The 16598-nt window shown below is 48.8% G+C and carries 19 protein-coding genes; 16 read left to right on the top strand and 3 right to left on the bottom strand.

Going from position 1 to position 16598, the window contains the following annotated elements; translation table 11 throughout:
- The first annotated feature begins 4 nt into the window (after positions 1-4).
- The 6 genes from Q8O77_RS02330 (at position 5) to glnS (ending at position 5538) form a co-directional block, all read left to right on the top strand.
- Entirely contained in the window at positions 5-664 is a 660-nt protein-coding gene (locus Q8O77_RS02330; protein WP_305551250.1) for a response regulator, read from the top strand.
- Complete coding sequence (locus Q8O77_RS02325) at positions 661-1965, top strand: ATP-binding protein (RefSeq protein ID WP_305551248.1); 1305 nt, start codon at positions 661-663, stop codon at positions 1963-1965. The genes Q8O77_RS02330 and Q8O77_RS02325 overlap by 4 nt, the downstream gene beginning before the upstream one ends.
- Positions 1962-2321 (top strand): cupredoxin domain-containing protein, encoded by a 360-nt coding sequence (locus tag Q8O77_RS02320; protein WP_305551246.1) that lies wholly within the window; start codon positions 1962-1964, stop codon positions 2319-2321. The genes Q8O77_RS02325 and Q8O77_RS02320 overlap by 4 nt, the downstream gene beginning before the upstream one ends.
- Positions 2311-3057, top strand: coding sequence for a hypothetical protein (locus Q8O77_RS02315; protein WP_305551244.1), 747 nt, complete (start codon positions 2311-2313; stop codon positions 3055-3057). Before Q8O77_RS02320 ends, Q8O77_RS02315 begins: the two co-directional genes overlap by 11 nt.
- Positions 3047-3757, top strand: coding sequence for a hypothetical protein (locus tag Q8O77_RS02310; RefSeq protein ID WP_305551243.1), 711 nt, complete (start codon positions 3047-3049; stop codon positions 3755-3757). Before Q8O77_RS02315 ends, Q8O77_RS02310 begins: the two co-directional genes overlap by 11 nt.
- Before the next feature lie 113 nt (positions 3758-3870).
- The gene (gene glnS, locus Q8O77_RS02305) at positions 3871-5538 is read left to right on the top strand and encodes a glutamine--tRNA ligase (protein ID WP_305551241.1); all 1668 of its coding nucleotides are present in this window, start codon (positions 3871-3873) and stop codon (positions 5536-5538) included.
- A 56-nt stretch (positions 5539-5594) separates the two neighbouring features.
- On the opposite strand, the gene Q8O77_RS02300 is transcribed toward glnS, so the two are convergent.
- Entirely contained in the window at positions 5595-5789 is a 195-nt protein-coding gene (locus Q8O77_RS02300) for a DUF3185 family protein (RefSeq protein WP_305551239.1), read from the bottom strand.
- A gap of 141 nt (positions 5790-5930) precedes the next feature.
- Between Q8O77_RS02300 and Q8O77_RS02295 the strand changes: the two genes are divergently transcribed.
- From Q8O77_RS02295 to efp, 7 genes are read left to right on the top strand one after another with little or no spacing between them, the layout of a single operon-like run.
- A complete protein-coding gene (locus tag Q8O77_RS02295) occupies positions 5931-6773 on the top strand; it encodes a transporter substrate-binding domain-containing protein (RefSeq protein ID WP_305551237.1) in 843 nt (280 codons plus the stop codon).
- A 27-nt stretch (positions 6774-6800) separates the two neighbouring features.
- On the top strand, positions 6801-7433 hold the full coding sequence (locus tag Q8O77_RS02290; RefSeq protein WP_305551235.1) for a LysE family translocator: 633 nt from the start codon (positions 6801-6803) through the stop codon (positions 7431-7433).
- Between the two features lie 18 nt (positions 7434-7451).
- A complete protein-coding gene (locus Q8O77_RS02285; RefSeq protein WP_305551233.1) occupies positions 7452-7781 on the top strand; it encodes a rhodanese-like domain-containing protein in 330 nt (109 codons plus the stop codon).
- Complete coding sequence (locus Q8O77_RS02280) at positions 7756-8295, top strand: hypothetical protein (protein WP_305551231.1); 540 nt, start codon at positions 7756-7758, stop codon at positions 8293-8295. Before Q8O77_RS02285 ends, Q8O77_RS02280 begins: the two co-directional genes overlap by 26 nt.
- Entirely contained in the window at positions 8295-8669 is a 375-nt protein-coding gene (locus Q8O77_RS02275; protein WP_305551229.1) for a hypothetical protein, read from the top strand. The genes Q8O77_RS02280 and Q8O77_RS02275 overlap by 1 nt, the downstream gene beginning before the upstream one ends.
- Positions 8670-8678: 9 nt before the next feature.
- Entirely contained in the window at positions 8679-9848 is a 1170-nt protein-coding gene (gene earP / locus Q8O77_RS02270; RefSeq protein WP_305551228.1) for an elongation factor P maturation arginine rhamnosyltransferase EarP, read from the top strand.
- Positions 9849-9869: 21 nt separating this feature from the next.
- Positions 9870-10427: an elongation factor P gene (gene efp / locus Q8O77_RS02265; protein WP_068231517.1), complete on the top strand. Its 558-nt coding sequence runs from the start codon at positions 9870-9872 to the stop codon at positions 10425-10427.
- 111 nt (positions 10428-10538) lie between these two features.
- On the opposite strand, the gene Q8O77_RS02260 is transcribed toward efp, so the two are convergent.
- The gene (locus Q8O77_RS02260; RefSeq protein WP_305551226.1) at positions 10539-12590 is read right to left on the bottom strand and encodes a spermidine synthase; all 2052 of its coding nucleotides are present in this window, start codon (positions 12588-12590) and stop codon (positions 10539-10541) included.
- Between the two features lie 202 nt (positions 12591-12792).
- Here Q8O77_RS02260 and Q8O77_RS02255 point away from each other — a divergent pair, with 202 nt between their 5' ends.
- The 3 genes from Q8O77_RS02255 (at position 12793) to Q8O77_RS02245 (ending at position 15884) form a co-directional block, all read left to right on the top strand.
- Positions 12793-14772, top strand: a complete 1980-nt coding sequence (locus Q8O77_RS02255) for a winged helix-turn-helix domain-containing protein (RefSeq protein ID WP_305551224.1) — start codon at positions 12793-12795, stop codon at positions 14770-14772.
- A gap of 116 nt (positions 14773-14888) precedes the next feature.
- Complete coding sequence (locus Q8O77_RS02250) at positions 14889-15452, top strand: sugar O-acetyltransferase (protein WP_305551222.1); 564 nt, start codon at positions 14889-14891, stop codon at positions 15450-15452.
- A 111-nt stretch (positions 15453-15563) separates the two neighbouring features.
- Entirely contained in the window at positions 15564-15884 is a 321-nt protein-coding gene (locus tag Q8O77_RS02245) for a hypothetical protein (RefSeq protein ID WP_305551220.1), read from the top strand.
- Positions 15885-15933: 49 nt separating this feature from the next.
- Here the strand turns inward: Q8O77_RS02245 and Q8O77_RS02240 are convergent, their stop codons facing one another.
- A complete protein-coding gene (locus Q8O77_RS02240) occupies positions 15934-16596 on the bottom strand; it encodes an exonuclease domain-containing protein (protein WP_305551218.1) in 663 nt (220 codons plus the stop codon).
- Positions 16597-16598 lie beyond the last annotated feature (2 nt).

Raw genomic sequence — 16598 nt, 5'->3', positions numbered from 1 at the left:
ACAGATGCGTCTATTGTTGGTTGAAGATGATATTGCGTTACGAAATGGATTACAGCAAGCCCTGAGTGTACAGGGTTTTGCTGTTAATGCAGTTGGCACGGCACAACAGGCACTGAGTGTCATTCGCGCAGCGGACTGTGACACTGTTATTCTGGATCTGGGTTTGCCGGATATGGATGGCTTGGTTTTATTAAAACAATTGCGCCAGAAATGGCCACGGCTGCCGGTGCTGATCTTAACGGCCAGAGATGGTGTTGACGAGCGTATTAAGGGGCTGGATCATGGCGCGGATGATTATCTGGTTAAACCCTTTGCGGCCCCCGAGCTGTTTGCCCGTCTGCGGGTGATTGAACGGCGGCTTGGTACCGCATCAAGCCATTTGATCCGTTGTGGCGAAGTCGAACTTGACAGCACAGCCATGCTGGTAACGGCCGCAAAACTGGCGGTACCGCTGTCGCGACGTGAATATGTGTTGCTAAAAGAGTTGATGGAGTCTGCCGGGCGTATTAAAACCCGGGATCAGCTGGAATCTGCCTTATACAGTTGGGGCGAGGAAGTTGCCAGTAATGCACTGGAAGTGCACATTTCTAACTTACGCAAAAAATTGCCCGCCGACTTTATCCGCACTGTTCGAGGTGTCGGTTACACTGTTGCCAAAGCATGACCTCCGTTAGACGTTACCTTATTTCAGTGTTGATTGCCGTGTTAGTGCTTAGCAGCTTTCTGGCTGCTTTACAAAGTTATCGTCTCAGCGCTGAGCGGGCCCGCGAGTTGTTTGATCAAGACTTACAACTGATCGCCGGAGCTATCTGGCAGCAATATGATGTGAATATGCCGCAACCCATACAAGGGCTTGCGGTACAGCTGAGCCGGCATGGCGAGCTGAAATACCGCAGTGAATTGGCGCCGCAGGCCGTGATCAGTTGGGCGCAGGGGTACTCAGAGCAAAACTTTGCCGGTAAACGCTGGCGGGTATTTGTGCAGTCCGGTAATAACGGTTGGCAAATTATGGTGGCGCAACCGCTGCAACAGCGGTTGCAACTGGCGGATGAGCTGATTACGGCCTCAATCTATCCTGTAGTGCTTAGCCTGCCGGTGCAGGCGTTGCTGATCTGGCTGATTGTCAGCCGCGCATTGTGGCCATTGCGCTCGTTATCTGCGCAGCTTGCCAGCCGCAAAGCCAATGAACTGTCGCCCGTGACCCTGGAGCAGGTGCCTGAAGAGCTTAAGCAGGTGCTGCAGTCTACCAATCAGCTGTTTGAGCGGTTATCGGCCACCTTTGCCCGCGAGAAACGTTTTGCTTCAGATGTAGCGCATGAACTGCGTACGCCTTTAAGCGTGCTGGAGATTAACCTGCATAATGCGTTAACCCGCTGGCAGCAGCAGGGCTTGTCTGATCATGATGAAACCATGCTGGCGCTGCAGCAGGGGGTAGAGCGGATGCGGCAGCTGATTGAGCAAATTATGCTGTTAAACCGCACTCATCCTGATAATTTTCAGGCAAAAACCCGACTGTTGGACTGGGTAGCATTATGCCGGCAGGTGGTATCTGAATGGTTTAGCCAATTGGAGCAAAAACAGCACAGTATCAGTATCGAAGGGGATGAGCACCTGATGGTAAAAGCTGACGATTTTGCCCTGCGATTACTGGTGTCAAACCTATTGGGCAATGCCATTAAATATACGCCGGCCGGCGGGCAAATTCGGCTGACATTGCATAAAAGCCGGAATAAGGCGGTGCTGGTAATAGAAGACTCCGGGCCCGGGATCCCGCCACAGGAGTACCCGCAGGTATTTAACCGCTTTTATCGTGTCGGTGGAGACAGGCATCAGTTTGCGGTGCCGGGCGCCGGGTTGGGTCTTGCCATTGTTAAAGATATTGTCAGCTTGCATAACGGCAGCATTCATCTTGCACCGGCCGGCTTTGCCAGCGGGCTGAAAGTGACAGTAGAGCTGCCGTTATGACACTGCAGCAGGCATTGGCAGCGCTGGCACTTTGTATTCCGTTAGCAGTGCAGGCGCGGCAAGAGTTCGTGCTAACGCTGAAAGATCATTTGTTCAGCCCGGCACAGCTGGCCGTGCCGGCCGGACAGAAAATAAAAATCCGCCTGATTAATCTGGATGCGGCGCCGGAAGAGTTTGAGAGTTTCCCGTTAAACCGTGAAAAAGTGGTGTTGGGCAACAGTGAAGCCATATTGTACCTGGGGCCTTTGGCTGCCGGAGAATATCCATTCTTTGGTGATTATCATCCGGACAGTGCCAAAGGTGTATTAATTGCCATACCCGAAGCGCAATGGCAGCAGGTGCAGCATGTTAATTAATACGGTGTTACTGGTTACCCGTGAACTGCTGCCGCTGCTGCTGGTATTGGTGCTGATGTTGCAATTGCAACCGGCGCAGAAAAGCCGGTTTTTACTGCTTAGTGTGCTGTTAAGCACCGCGTTGGTGTTGCTGCTGGCCCCCTGGTTAGCGCTGTTGACACAACTGGCAGCAGGCAACGGCCTGGAGCTGTTATTTATCGGCTGTTACAGCGTATCGTTGTTGGCGCTGACGGCGCTGCTCACCGCTAAAGCGAAACCATTTATGCCGGCCTTGCTGGTTATCGCGGCGCAGGGGCTTATTTGCGGCATTAATATACTGCTGTACGGCCTCACCGGTATCGGCAGCGTTGATAAAGGTGACAGCTATTGGCTGGGAGCGTTGCTGGCATTGGGTATTGGCCTGAGTATTGCGGTGTTGTGGTTTCATTTACTTGATGAACTGAAACGCAGGACACCGGCATTATTGCTGGTAATGTTGCTGCCGGTGGCCGCGCGGCAAACCAGTGAAGCGCTGGCATTATTGCAACAAACCGGCTGGCTGCCGGGCGGGCAGGCGCTATGGGATAGCAGTGTCGTGATCAGTGAACAATCTGAGGCGGGAGTTTTTTTACAAGCCTGGTTTGGTTATGAAGCTACGCCGGATCTGATACAACTGACCGGTTGGTTATTAACCCTGATCCTGCTGTCAGCTCTTGGTTATCGCTGCTACATACGGAGAGTAAAAAATGAGCTTTAACCAACAGCTTAGGGCGCTTGTACTATTACTGCTAAGCTGCAATGTGATGGCAGATGGCCGGGTGGTGGACAAGGTTTATCATCCTTACGTTCAGCCGCTGGAGCGTGAGTTTGAGTACCGTTACTTATATCAGTGGCAGGCAAATCATCCGGACAACAACGCTATGGCGCAGCAGTTCGGTTACGGTTTTTCTGTTGCCGATAATATGGCGATTTCAGTTAATATTCTGGCGGAACGTATTATGCCGGAAGATTACCGCATTGCCGGCTATGAGGCTGAGCTACGCTGGATGCTGACCGAACAGGGGCAGTACAGCTGGGACTGGGGCTTGTTGTTTGAATTGGAAAGACAAAAGCAAACTGACAATAATGAGTTCACCACCGGCTTACTGGTTGAAAAGGAGTTTGAATATACCAGCCTTACGGTAAATGCGCTGCTGGTGTACGAGTGGGGCAAGACGATACCGGCTGAATGGGAAAGCGAGTTCAGGTTGCAGTACCGTTACCGCTATTTACCGGCTTTACAGCCCTCTGTTGAAATTTACTCCGGAGAAAACTACAAAGGCGCCGGTCCGGGTTTTATGGGGGTGTACAAGTTCAGCCCTACACGGCAGTTAAAGTGGGAAGCTGCCATGGTGTTTGCCCTTGACAACAGCACTATAGACCGGACCTTTCGTTTTGCGCTGAAGTACGAGTTTTAACCGTGCTGTGTGATGAAAATCTGTCAATTGCCGGAGCAGACAGTGGTCAGCCGTGTTTCTGCTGCTATAATGCCGCGATATTTTATTGTTAGCACTTAAGGATACAGCGCATTATGGCGGACGCAGAACATCGCCCAACCAATTTTATCCGGCAAATTATTGATACCGATTTAGCTTCCGGCAAGCATAACGCGGTGCAAACCCGTTTCCCGCCTGAGCCGAACGGTTATTTACATATTGGCCATGCCAAATCTATCTGTCTGAATTTCGGTATCGCGCAAGATTATCAGGGCCAGTGCAACCTGCGCTTTGATGATACTAACCCGGAAAAAGAAAACGTCGAGTTTGTTAACTCGATTCAGCAAGACGTGAACTGGCTGGGTTTTCAGTGGAGTGGTGAAGTACGCTATTCGTCTGACTACTTTGATGCGCTGTATGGCTATGCAGTTGAACTGATTAACAAAGGCCTGGCCTATGTGTGCTTTTTAAATGCCGAGCAAATGCGTGAATATCGTGGCAATTTAACCCAGCCTGGCAAAGCCAGCCCAACGCGCGATACCAGCCCGGCAGAAAACCTGGCGCTGTTTGAAAAAATGCGTGCCGGTGGTTTTAAAGAAGGCGAATGCTCGCTGCGCGCCAAAATTGATATGGCCTCCAGCTTTATGGTTATGCGCGACCCGGTTATTTACCGCGTTAAGTTTGCCCATCACCATCAAACCGGCGACAGCTGGTGCATCTACCCGATGTACGACTTTACCCACTGTATCTCTGATGCGCTGGAAGGTATTACGCATTCATTGTGTACCCTGGAGTTTCAGGACAACCGTCGTTTATATGACTGGATTTTGGATAACATTACTATTGCCTGCCACCCGCAGCAGATTGAGTTTTCCCGGTTAAATCTGGAATATGCGGTAATGAGCAAGCGTAAGCTGCAAACCCTGGTAGAGCAAAAGGTAGTGTCCGGTTGGGATGACCCGCGTATGCCGACGATTGCCGGTTTACGTCGCCGTGGTTATACCCCGGCTGCTATTCGCGAGTTTGCCAAACGCATTGGCGTGACCAAGCAAGATAATATGATTGAGATGAGCGCATTGGAAGCCTGCATCCGTGAGGATTTAGATGCCGCTGCGCCCCGTGCAATGGCAGTGCTGGATCCGCTGAAAGTCACTATTACTAACTACCCGGCCGGTGGCATTGAGTGGGTAGAAGCACCGAACCATCCGAAAGATGAAACCATGGGCAGCCGTAAACTGCCGTTTGGCCCGGTGGTGTATATCGACAAAGCAGATTTTCGTGAAGAGGCGAATAAAAAGTACAAGCGCCTGGTGCTAAACAGTGATGTACGCTTACGTAATGCCTATGTTATTCATGCCGATGAAGTGATAAAAGACAGCGATGGTAACATCGTTGAGCTGAAATGCTCATACTTGCCGGAAACACTGGGTGAAAACCCGGCGGATGGCCGCAAGGTGCGCGGTGTTATTCACTGGGTTGAAGCAGCTAATGCTGTACCGGCTGAATTTCGCGTATACGATCGCTTATTCAGCGTGGCTAACCCGGCAGCAGAAGAGGATTTCCTGCAGGTAATTAATGCGCAATCGTTAGTGGTGAAGCAAGGCCTGGTAGAGCCATCGCTGCAAACTGCTCAAGCAGAGCAGGCGTATCAATTTGAGCGCGAAGGTTACTACTGCGCGGATAGCAAAGATTCCACAGCTGACAAGTTGGTATTTAACCGCACTGTCGGCCTGCGTGACAGCTGGGGTAAAGAAGAAGAGTAAGTTACCGTTAAAGCAAAAAATAAAGGCCGCAATGCGGCCTTTATTTTTTTTCAGCGTTACTTTTTCAGTAATACACCCAGACCAATAATAGCGGCTACCGCGCCACCCACCAAAAACCAGATAGCGTTATCGGTAGGGTTGCCGGTAACGGCCTCGGTTACCTGAGAAGCGGTGGAGTTATATTCGGTGTAACCGAAGTACAACAGAATGACACCCGCAACTAAAATTGCCAGACCCAGAATTTTATTCATACTCATCTTCCTTTGTTATTTTTTTAGATCAGTGATAATGCTGCGTTTTTTATAAAGTAAATATCAGATTTTAGCCAGCCGTTTTTAACAAAGCCGACAATACTACAGTAATAACATGGCACAGTTATTTGGTGAAAAATAGTGAAGCGTGCAATTTTGTGCTGTTTTTGTTTACTACTGGCAAATAGCGTCTTTGCTGAACTGGTGCGTTATCCTGCCATAGCGCATGTGGAAGACCCGCGCTCGGCTTACCCGTTGGCGTTGCTGGAGCTGGCCCTGGCGCAATCGCCGCGTCAGTATCAACTGCAAAGCTCATCTGAGCGTATGTCAAAATCGCGCAGCATGGTGTTTTTAAAAGAATACACTGAGCTTGATGTGTTATGGACTATGACATCGGTAGAGCGTGAGCTGGATTTACGCCCGATCCGTATTCCTATTTTTAAGGGCCTTAGCGGCTACCGTATTATGCTGATCCGCGCTGATCAGCAGGCTAAATTCGCTGCAGATAAGCCCGCAGCGGCTGTCCGGCGGCTGGTGTATGCGCAGGGCCATGACTGGGTTGATGCTAAAGTGCTGCAACTGAATGGTTTTTCGGTATTAGGTGCCGCCGGTTATGACAACTTGTTCTCGATGTTGGAAAAGGGCCGAGTAGATGCGGTGCCACGTAATGCGCTGGAAATTGCCGATGAAGCCTCGCTGTTAGCATCGCGTAATATAGTGATCGAACAACATTGGCTGCTGTATTACCCTACTGCCAGTTATTTCTTTGTTAATAATGCCAACGAGCAATTAGCGCAGGATATTGAGAACGGCCTGCATAAAATTATCGCAGACGGCACTTTTGAGCAGTTGTTTCAGCAGTTTTTCGCCGGCCACCTGGCTGAGCTTAAGCTGGAACAGCGGCAGATTATCCGCTTGAAAAACCCGTTACTACCGGCACAAACACCTATTAAAGACGCACGACTCTGGTATTATCCGCAGTAACTATTCAGTTTTTAGCATAGGTTTAACATGGAGTTGTTTTTAGCCGTTTTGTTTTTTGCCTTTTCTACCACCATTACACCAGGCCCGAATAATGTGATGATTATGTCATCCGGCGTAAACTACGGTGTAAAGGCCAGCGTGCCGCATTGGTTGGGGATCTGTTTGGGTTTCCCGCTGATGGTGTTGCTGGTGGGCCTGGGTTTTGGCGTGGTATTTGAGCGTTATCCGCATTTGCATCAGCTGATTAAAGTATTAGGTGTAGCCTACCTGATCTGGTTAGCCTGGCATATTGCCAGTGCTGAGCCCAAAGCAATAGAGCAGGGTAAAAGTAAGCCGTTCAGTTTTATGCAAGCGGCGTTATTCCAGTGGGTTAACGGTAAAGCCTGGGTTATGGCCAGCGGCGCTGTGGCGGCCTTTACCACGGTAGGCGGTGTGTATTGGCTTGAGGTCAGCGTTATTACCGCCGCCTTTTTGCTGGTAGCGTTTCCGTGCGTCGGTTTGTGGTTAGTGTTTGGTGCAGCCCTTCGAACCGTGTTAACTAAGGCGCTGTTTCAGCGTATTTTTAATATTTGTATGGCGATTATTTTGCTGTTATCTGTGGTGCCGGTGATGATCGAAATTTGGCAATATTATTTCACTCCGGCCATTGCCGGAATCTAACGTACAGGAGCTGGCGAAATGAGACAAATTATTATAGGTTTGCTGTTGCTACTTAGCGGTTGTGCTGCCACTCAGCCACAAACGGTCTGGTTGGATGTACGCAGTGCTGAGGAGTTTGCTTCCGGCCATCTGCCGGGCGCAGTTAATATTCCGCACACTGAAGTTGCACAGCGGATTAACGAGCTGAAGCTGGATAAAGACACTAATATTGCCCTGTACTGCGGTAGTGGGCGTCGGGCTGGTATTGCCATTGAAACCCTGCAGCAACAAGGCTATACCAACCTTACCAATCACGGTGGTTATGACACACTGAAGCAAAAGTATGTCGCAGCAGATGAACGGCAATGAAGAAAAAATAAAGCTGGAGCATGAAGCTGCCAGATTATTTATGCGCTTGTACGAGCAGCGCTTTGGTATTGCAATGCGGCATATCTGGCACAATGAGCCGGCGCGGCCGGATGTATCCTGTTACTACGACGAGCAAAAGCTCGACCTGGAAATTGCGCATTTATATGGCAGTGAAGTGGAGGCAATGCATATTCTCGGTCGCGAGCTTGGCAGCAACACCCACAAAGAGCTGATGGGCTTGCTGCGCACCCCGGTGCAACACCGTTTGCTAACGGCACTGAACCGGCTGATCAGTAATAAAGCAGAAAAAACCTACCATACCGAGCGGGTTTGGTTAGTTATCCGCAATGCTAATCCTTTGTGGACACGGCGCGATATTTTGCAGCATTACCATCAGCTGCATATGCCCAAACGCCATCCGTTTGAACAAATCTGGTTAATCGGCGATATGCAGGGCCAAAGCGGCATTCTGGCACTTTATCCGCCCATGCTAACCGCGCTGGAGCACGGCTGATGCTGGAGTTTTACCGGCGCTGGGCACGGCGGCTGTATCCACTACGGCCATTTTTTCTACTGTTATGTACTTTGGCGGTAGCGGCTTTTGGCTGGTTATTATTTGCCGCTACTGTGGAGCAGGCGCAGCGCTGGCAGCTAAGCAGTGTGCTGCTGGCCGTAAGCAGTTTGCTGCTGTGGTTATGGGCCGGTTTATTTAACTGTGAGTTGCCGGTGGTAATAAGCGGACAAGGCATGCTGCTGAAGCTTAGAACCTGTTTAGTACGGTTGTTTTACTATCTGTTGGCGCTGCTGATCACGCTGCTGCTGTTGGCAACCACCTACCTTGGCCTGCGCGCACTTAAAGGTATAATAGCCGCCTTATTTTTTAGCTGAGCATTAACTATGCAGAACACCGCTGCGCGCTGGGATATATTCTGCGCTGTGATTGATAACTTCGGCGATATTGGTATTTGCTGGCGGCTGTGCCGCCAGTTAGTGGCAGAGCATAATATTTCAGTGCGGCTGTGGGTTGATGATTTAGCCAGCTTCAGCAAAATTTGCCCGCAAATAGATACCACTGCCGATGAGCAGCAACAGGCCGGGGTGTTAATTAAGCGCTGGGCGGCGGCGACTAATTGGCAACAGTGCACAGTAGCTGAGGTGGTAATAGAGGCGCTGGCTTGCACTATTCCGCTACCGTATCAGCAGAAAATGGCACAGCAAGCGGTTAAACCGTTATGGTTAAACCTGGAGTATTTGTCGGCAGAGGAATGGGTGGAGGGCTGCCATGCGCTGCCATCGCCGCAGCCGCATTTAGCGCTGGATAAACACTTCTTTTTCCCGGGCTTTACCGCGGCTACCGGCGGCTTATTGCAAGAGCGCACTATACAGCAGCAGGCCGCACTGTTTATGGCCGATGCCGCTGCGCAGCAAGCATTCTGGCAGCAGTTGGGGGTGGCAGAGCACGCGCGCTATCAGCAGAAAATATCCTTGTTTGCTTATGATCATCCGCAGCTTGAAACTTTGCTGGCCTGTTGGCAGCAAGCGCCGGTTAATAGCCTTTGCATAGTGCCGCAGGGCGTGTTGGCCAACCAGCTTGCTGCTCTATACCCACAGTTGCAGCAACATGCTGAGTTGACACTAGGCCAGCTGACGCTGAAAGTGGTGCCTTTTATGGCACAAGACGATTACGACAAACTGCTGTGGGCCTGTGATATCAACTTTGTCCGCGGCGAAGACTCGGTTATCCGCGCGCACTGGGCGGCTAAGCCGTTTATCTGGCAAATTTACCGCCAGGCAGAGCAGGCGCATCTGGATAAACTGAATGCTTTTTTGCAGCGTTATTGCGCGCAGATGCCGGCTGCTGCGGCGCAGGCTTTAACGGACTTTTGGCTGGCATGGAATACTGACACTGCGCTTGGCGAGCGCTGGCAAAAATGTAGTGCAATGTTGGCGCAAATCGCCGAATATAACCTTATGTGGCGCGCAGCGTTAACGGCAAACGGAGATCTTGCCAGCAACCTCGTGCACTTTGTTGAAAAAAAATTTATAATGCGACGCAATTTTTCCTAACGAGAAGATATTTCAGTCATGATGAAGACAGCTCAAGAACTGCGTGCTGGCCAGGTGATTATGGTTGGCACAGAACCAATGGTAATTTTAAAAGCCGAGTTTAACAAATCCGGCCGTAACTCTGCCGTGGTTAAAATGAAAATGAAAAACCTGCTGAATGCGCAGGGCATGGAAACGGTATACCGTGCTGATGACAAGTTTGAGCAGGTTCTGCTGGAAACTAAAGAAGTAACTTATTCTTACTTCTCTGATCCTATGTACGTATTTATGGACCAGGAATACAACCAGTTCGAAGTTGAAGCAGAAAACATGACCGAAGCACTGAAGTACCTGGTAGATGGTATGGAGTGTTCAGTGGTGTTCTACAACGAGCGGCCAATTTCGGTTGACCTGCCAACTGTAGTAGTGCGTACAGTAACCTACACTGAGCCGGCAGCTCGCGGTGATACATCTGGCAAGGTATTAAAACCAGCCAAAATTGAAACCGGTTTTGAACTGATGGTCCCGGCGTTCGTGGAAGAAGGTGACAAGATTGAAATTGACACCCGTACCGACGAATACCGCAGCCGCGCCAAGTAATACTGGCAAGTTGAATATAAAAAAGGCGCTTAGGCGCCTTTTTTGATGGGCAATACATAAGACCAGCAAAATCGAAGAAACTCAACAACTTACTCCTAAGCAAAAATGCCACTACCATGTCTTGAGCAAAGACAGAATGCTATGATGCTGATCAGTCCAGATGACGGGTTTATTCGCCGGCACCACACTAATTCGAGTATCTGAATATTCACTATGATGCTGCTCATTTAATTGTATCAGTGCTTCCGGGGCAGCCATCAAAACCCAATCAGAGCCAAATCCCTCACTGCTGGTTGGCTGTTGATACAACGCGGCACTTAACTTCAATTGATTTGCATTTTGCTGAATCACCTGGCTCAGATCGAGATAGGTACTGGAAATATGAATCGCCAGTATTCCGGACGGCTTAAGATGTTTCTGATAAAGCTCAAACGCTTCCATCGTCAACAGATGGACCGGGATCGCATCACTGGAAAACGCATCGATGACGAGCAGATCATACTTACTCGATTCTGAGACAAGCCGCTGATGCAATCTCACCCTTGCATCCCCCTGAACAATATTTATCTCAGCGGGACTGTGCCGCAAATACCTGAAATGAGATTGCGAAAGCGAAATAACTGCGGGATTAATTTCATAAAACGTGAAATCGTCACCAGGTCGTCCATAACTTGCCAGTACCCCGGCACCAAGTCCAACAACGGCAATGCTGGCGGATTTTTTTTGCTGTACATGGTTAAATGCGACATCGATACCAGCGTTATCCCGATAATAATGTTTTCGGGTCAATAGCTTTTCGTAATTTGGTCCTTCTGTACTGGCCATGATCTGAGTGCCGTGTACTGTAGTACCATCCACCAGGCGCCTTTCTATTTTTTCATTAGTAAGTATATCCCTCACACTTACGACCCCATAAAAGTTGCGGTAAGCAATAACCTGGTCCCGAATCAAGAGATGATTAAGCCAGGCAAGTCCGCCTGACAAACCGATAATGACAAGCCCCCACAGGTATGTCTTTTTCGGGAACAGGTGCTCCAGTTGTCGTTGCTGCCATACCAGCGTCGTTAGTAGCATTAAGAATGTCAGAGGGTATTCAAGTAATTGCACAAACAGGATTGGTGCGAGCACAGACAGTGTTATTCCGCCAATACAGCCGCCCAGACTAATACTCCAATAATACAGAATGTTGTCAGTGCCCTTTGCAGGTGCAGATAAACTCAGTTCACCATGGCAAATAAAACAAGCCACAAAAAGAATGAATAAATACATCCCCGCCTGCCATTGCACTGCAAAGAGACTGCCGGTTACAAACATCAGCGCAGATGCTATACAGCAAAAAACCAGAAGCGGCAGCGCATATTGACGGTCATAACAATTGAAGCGGGAGAAACAAATAATAAAAGTCATTAGATAAACGACTAAAGGGCATATCCATAGTAATGGAACCGGAGGCACGTTTTGCGTCAGCATAGAGGTTGTTGCCAAAAGTACCATAACACCAGTCATGGAATAGATAACCCAGTAGAAAGAAATGCAGAATGCTTGTCGCTGTTGCCTGATCTGGTGCAGTCCCCCCTGCAGTAAACCGCCGCCTATAAAAATGACGCTCAGAAAGAAGAACAATCCAAATATCCGAACCCAAAGCCGCAGTTGCGATTCCAATGTCAGCCACGCCTCAACGACAAAAGGGTAACTACATAGGGCCAGAAGCGCTCCTGCGTTTGACCAGGCAAACCAGTGTTTCGCATACTCCTGAGATTCCGGCTTTATCTGTAACAACCACCGTTGTGTCAACACACCGGAGCTGGCCAATAGGAAATACGGAACACCGGCTTTTTGCCACAACAGCAGCACAACCGCATACCTGGGGTGGGTATTATCGATTATCGTATTTACTTCACTAAAGAGATTGGGCAGTAAGAAGAACGATACTACCAGCAACAGCAGATGCATGCTCATCTGTGTCTTGATATTCTCCAGATAGGTTAAAGCAAGGGCATAACAATATCCCGCAAATAATACCGTCTGGAAAAACATCATACTGGTGATCCACACCGACGCTGAGCCACCAAATTGTGGTAACATCAATTTGCCCAAGATGGGTTGGATCTGAAAGATTAAAAACGCACCGATGAATACGGTTAGTGTTGAAAATATTTTCATCGTTTTAAGTACTTATCCTGCATTCTGTTAGTGATTGACATTCCATAGGTAGTGAAAAATTATGGCAATGCAGGAAAGCTTCAGAATTTCTTATGAAAACCTTAGCAATTGATAAATAAAGAAAATTAGAGGTAATGGCTTAGTGAGAAATTGCCAGATTGGTGACTTTTGTGTTGATTTTGACAGGAAACAAATCAGCACAATGAATGGTAAAACGCTTACGCTGGAACCTAAAGTCATGGATGTTTTGCATACACTTGCGTCGCGTCAGGGAGACGTTATCTCTCAGCAAGATATATTCACAAAGGTGTGGGGCAGCGTTACCTATTCTTCAAGCATGATTCAAAGAGCTATTGCTCTGCTGCGCAAGGCGTTTGGTGACGATGCCACAGCGGCAAAGTATATTAAGACCTACCCCAAAAGAGGTTACGCTCTTATAGCAACAGTCAAAACGGAGCATAAGCAAGCCCCCGAAAAAGGCATACAGACCCCGCTATCGGGACGCAAGCTCTACGCCGTTATTCTGATGCTTTGTCTCATTATTCCAACCGTTTACTGGTTGTCTCCTGCGCTTGTAAAAACCAAATTTTCCCGACTCTATCCGGTCACCACAAATATGCACAACGAATATGAAGCCCAATATGATCCAAGCGGCAATTACCTGTTGTTCTTGCGTGACCTGCCAAACCAAAAAGGCAATCAAGTTTGGGTGAGACAACTCTCCAACGCCACCGAGTTCAGGCTAACCAATGATACTGAGATAACCTATGCGGGTATTACCTGGTCACCTAATGGTCAGAGTATTGCCTATGTTAAAAAAGGGCCGGAAGCGGATCAAATTGGATACCTGAGTTTTGATCCGATTACAGTGAAAGCATTGGCGAGTAATCATATTACAACCAGACCATTTCAGACTGTACTCGGGCACCGTTTTCAGTGGTCGAAACTAAATCAGCTGTACTTTATTGAGATACCCTCAATGGACAGATCTAAAATCGTCCGACTGGATTTAGCTACAGGTAGCACTAGCACCCTGTCTGAGGCCTCAGGCAAGGACATGATTCAGAATATTGCCTTGGCACCTGACAATGCAACACTTGCATATACCAAGAGTGTAAAACAGAATCGTTATGAAGTGCGTTTACTGGACTTGCATAGTGGTAGTGACAGTTTACTGACAACCCTGGAAAATAGGGTGCTCGGTATTAGTTGGCACCCAAATGGAGAACACCTGCTTGCCAGCAATAATCACAAGCTAAAGCTGATTAACCGCTCGGGTGATGTGAAAGAAATTCAATTTAACAATTTCAATCCGATTATAGATGCTACTTACAGCCCGGACGGTAAGCAAATTTTGATGCAAAGCGTTGAAATGGATGTGGATATCCTGTACTCCGAGCCCCCGTTTGATCAGCAGCGCTTATTGATAGACAGCAAAGCAGTGGATATATTGCCGTCTTTTTCTCCTGACGAATCTCAAATTCTGTTTTTATCCAATCGCAATGGCAAACAACAGCTGTTTATCGCTTCACTGACAGGAGAAAGCCGGCTGATTTTCCGCAACCCCGATGAACAAGAGTTATTTGGCATGGCATGGTCACCTGATGGTAAACAGGTGGTAACCGCCAGTAAGGATTCCTTGTATTTTATCAACCTCAACAATGGCGTCGTAAGAACAGAGATACATAAGCAGTCGCCTTTTTATATTCAGCGATGGTATTCACATGAACCGGCTTTGCTGGTTTCACGTTTTGAAAAGAATAATTTTATTCCGGCAAAGTACCACTACAACTCCGGAAAATTTGAAGTGCTGGATAGCAGTATCTCTGCCAGACAATGCCTGTACATGACGCTGGATGAAACCGACAAACTGATGTTTACTGATGGGCAACAGGTGGTACGCTTGAACACGTCAAATCAGCCGGAAGTATTGTGGAAATCATCGGGACATCAGATCAAAGGCTTTGCACTGGACAAGGGAGAGCTGGTCCTGATACAAAATGACCATCAGAACATAGATAATGTCTTGATATCCAAAGCCAGCCTCGTCAGTGGTCTTGAAAGCCTGTGGTATCAGTATGATGCCAACAATTTTAAGGTGGTCAGTGGCAATCGGGATCACAGCAAACTCTTAATGCACTCTGCCGCCAGGAAGGTTCGTACCATCGTGAGGCTGGAATAACCCAACACAAACCGGGTTTTATTGAGTCACAGCAACAGAAGCTCTCAGTCAATAAGCAAACTTATTGATAAAGCTTGGGGTATTCTTGCTTTTAATTGCCTTTGCGCAGGTGTTTTATGTCACCAGAAAAACACAAAATGCTATCCGGAGACTGGTATAACCCGCTGGATAAACAGCTTAGCGCTGAGCGTTTGGCGGCGCGTAAGTTACAGCATCAATTTAACCACAGCGCGCCGGATGATGAGGCGCTGCGCCGGCAACTGTTAAAACAGTGGTTGCCCAATACCGGTAAGCATTTTTATGCTGAACCACCGTTTTACTGCGATTACGGCTATAACATTCGCAGCGGTAGCAAAGTGTTTTTTAACTTTAACTGCGTGGTGCTGGATGTTGCGCCGGTGAATATTGGTAATAACGTATTTTTTGGCCCTGCGGTACAAATTTATACCGTGAATCATCCGCTGGATGCCGTTAAGCGGCGTACTTTGCTGGAGCAGGCTTTACCGATAAACATTGCCGACGATGTTTGGATTGGCGGTGGTGCAGTGCTTTTACCCGGCGTGAGTATCGGCGCCGGTAGTGTGATTGCCGCCGGCAGTGTGGTAACCAAAGATGTGCCCTCAGGCGTGCTGGCCGGTGGTAACCCGTGCAAGGTGTTAAAAATGTTGGCGGCAGACTGAAATCCACCAGCTATAACGCTGTGTAATTTTATTGTAAATGTAAGGTTTTAATCTGGTGTTAAGGATGATGTTGTCACTATACTCTGTACAACATTTTGCAGGGAGTAAGCCATGAAATTATCTATCAGTATTATCGTGTTAGTGCTATTAGCGTTTACCGCACCGGCGCAGGCCTGCGGCTTTCGTTTAGCGGATGGCAAGTTGCTAAAGTGCGGTATGCCGCGTATTGAAGTGTTGGCACTGGCCGGCCAACCGGAATCTAAAGATGTGGAAACCTTAGGCGTTGATACCGGTGAGCCGGTAAGCGGCGAAACAGTGGAAACCTGGTCTTACCGGCTAAAAGCCGATATGGGCGGCGATTATTTGGTGTCGTTAACGCTGACCGGCGGCAAGGTGACTGCCATTAACCGCAAGCAAGTAGGGCGTTTATAGCACTGTTAGTGCTGTCAGGCATTTAACAGCAACATAGCGCGAAAACAGCTTAGCGCGATAACAGATATAAGTCGGCCAGCGTCATATTCTCGCCGCCGGGTTTTAATTCACTTAGCAGCAGCAGGGCGCTGCTGTAAGCATCTTCTAAGGCATGATGGTCCGGCATCGCCGGTAAGCCGTGCCGCTCCAGGCAGGCGCCCAGCTTCAGTGCATCATGTTTTACCACCTTGCCGCGGCGCAGCAGGCGTTGCCATTCAATTTTCATGGTATCGACAAAGCGAAAACGCGGCGCCTTGCCAAAACAGCGCTGGCAGGCCACGCGTAAAAACTGCTCGTCCAGTGCGCTGTGATGGGCAACAAACACATAACCGGCATACTGCGTTAGCAGTTGGGTTAATACCTCAGCGATATCGTGGGCATTTTGCAGTTGCCGGTCGTGCAAGCCATGGTACACCGCGCTTTGGCCGACACTGACTGGACTACTGATCAGGTAGTGTTTTGCCTCTGCCAGCACAATTTCCCGCGCCCGTACCGGCACCCAACCAATGCTGACAATATGATCTTTGCGCGGATTTAACCCGGTAAGCTCTAAATCCAATGCCAGAAAATTGCTCTGTGCTACCAGGCTGCCCGGTGGCGGGTAGGGAACTTTGGCAAAGTGAGTAACGACCTCGCTCAGCGCGGTATTTTTTCGTCGTAACCAGCTGAGCACAG

This window comes from Rheinheimera sp. (genome assembly GCF_030690345.1).
GTDB lineage: Bacteria > Pseudomonadota > Gammaproteobacteria > Enterobacterales > Alteromonadaceae > Alishewanella.
The sequence above is the reverse complement of the archived record's forward strand: the minus strand, read 5'-3'. Positions and strand labels throughout refer to the sequence as shown.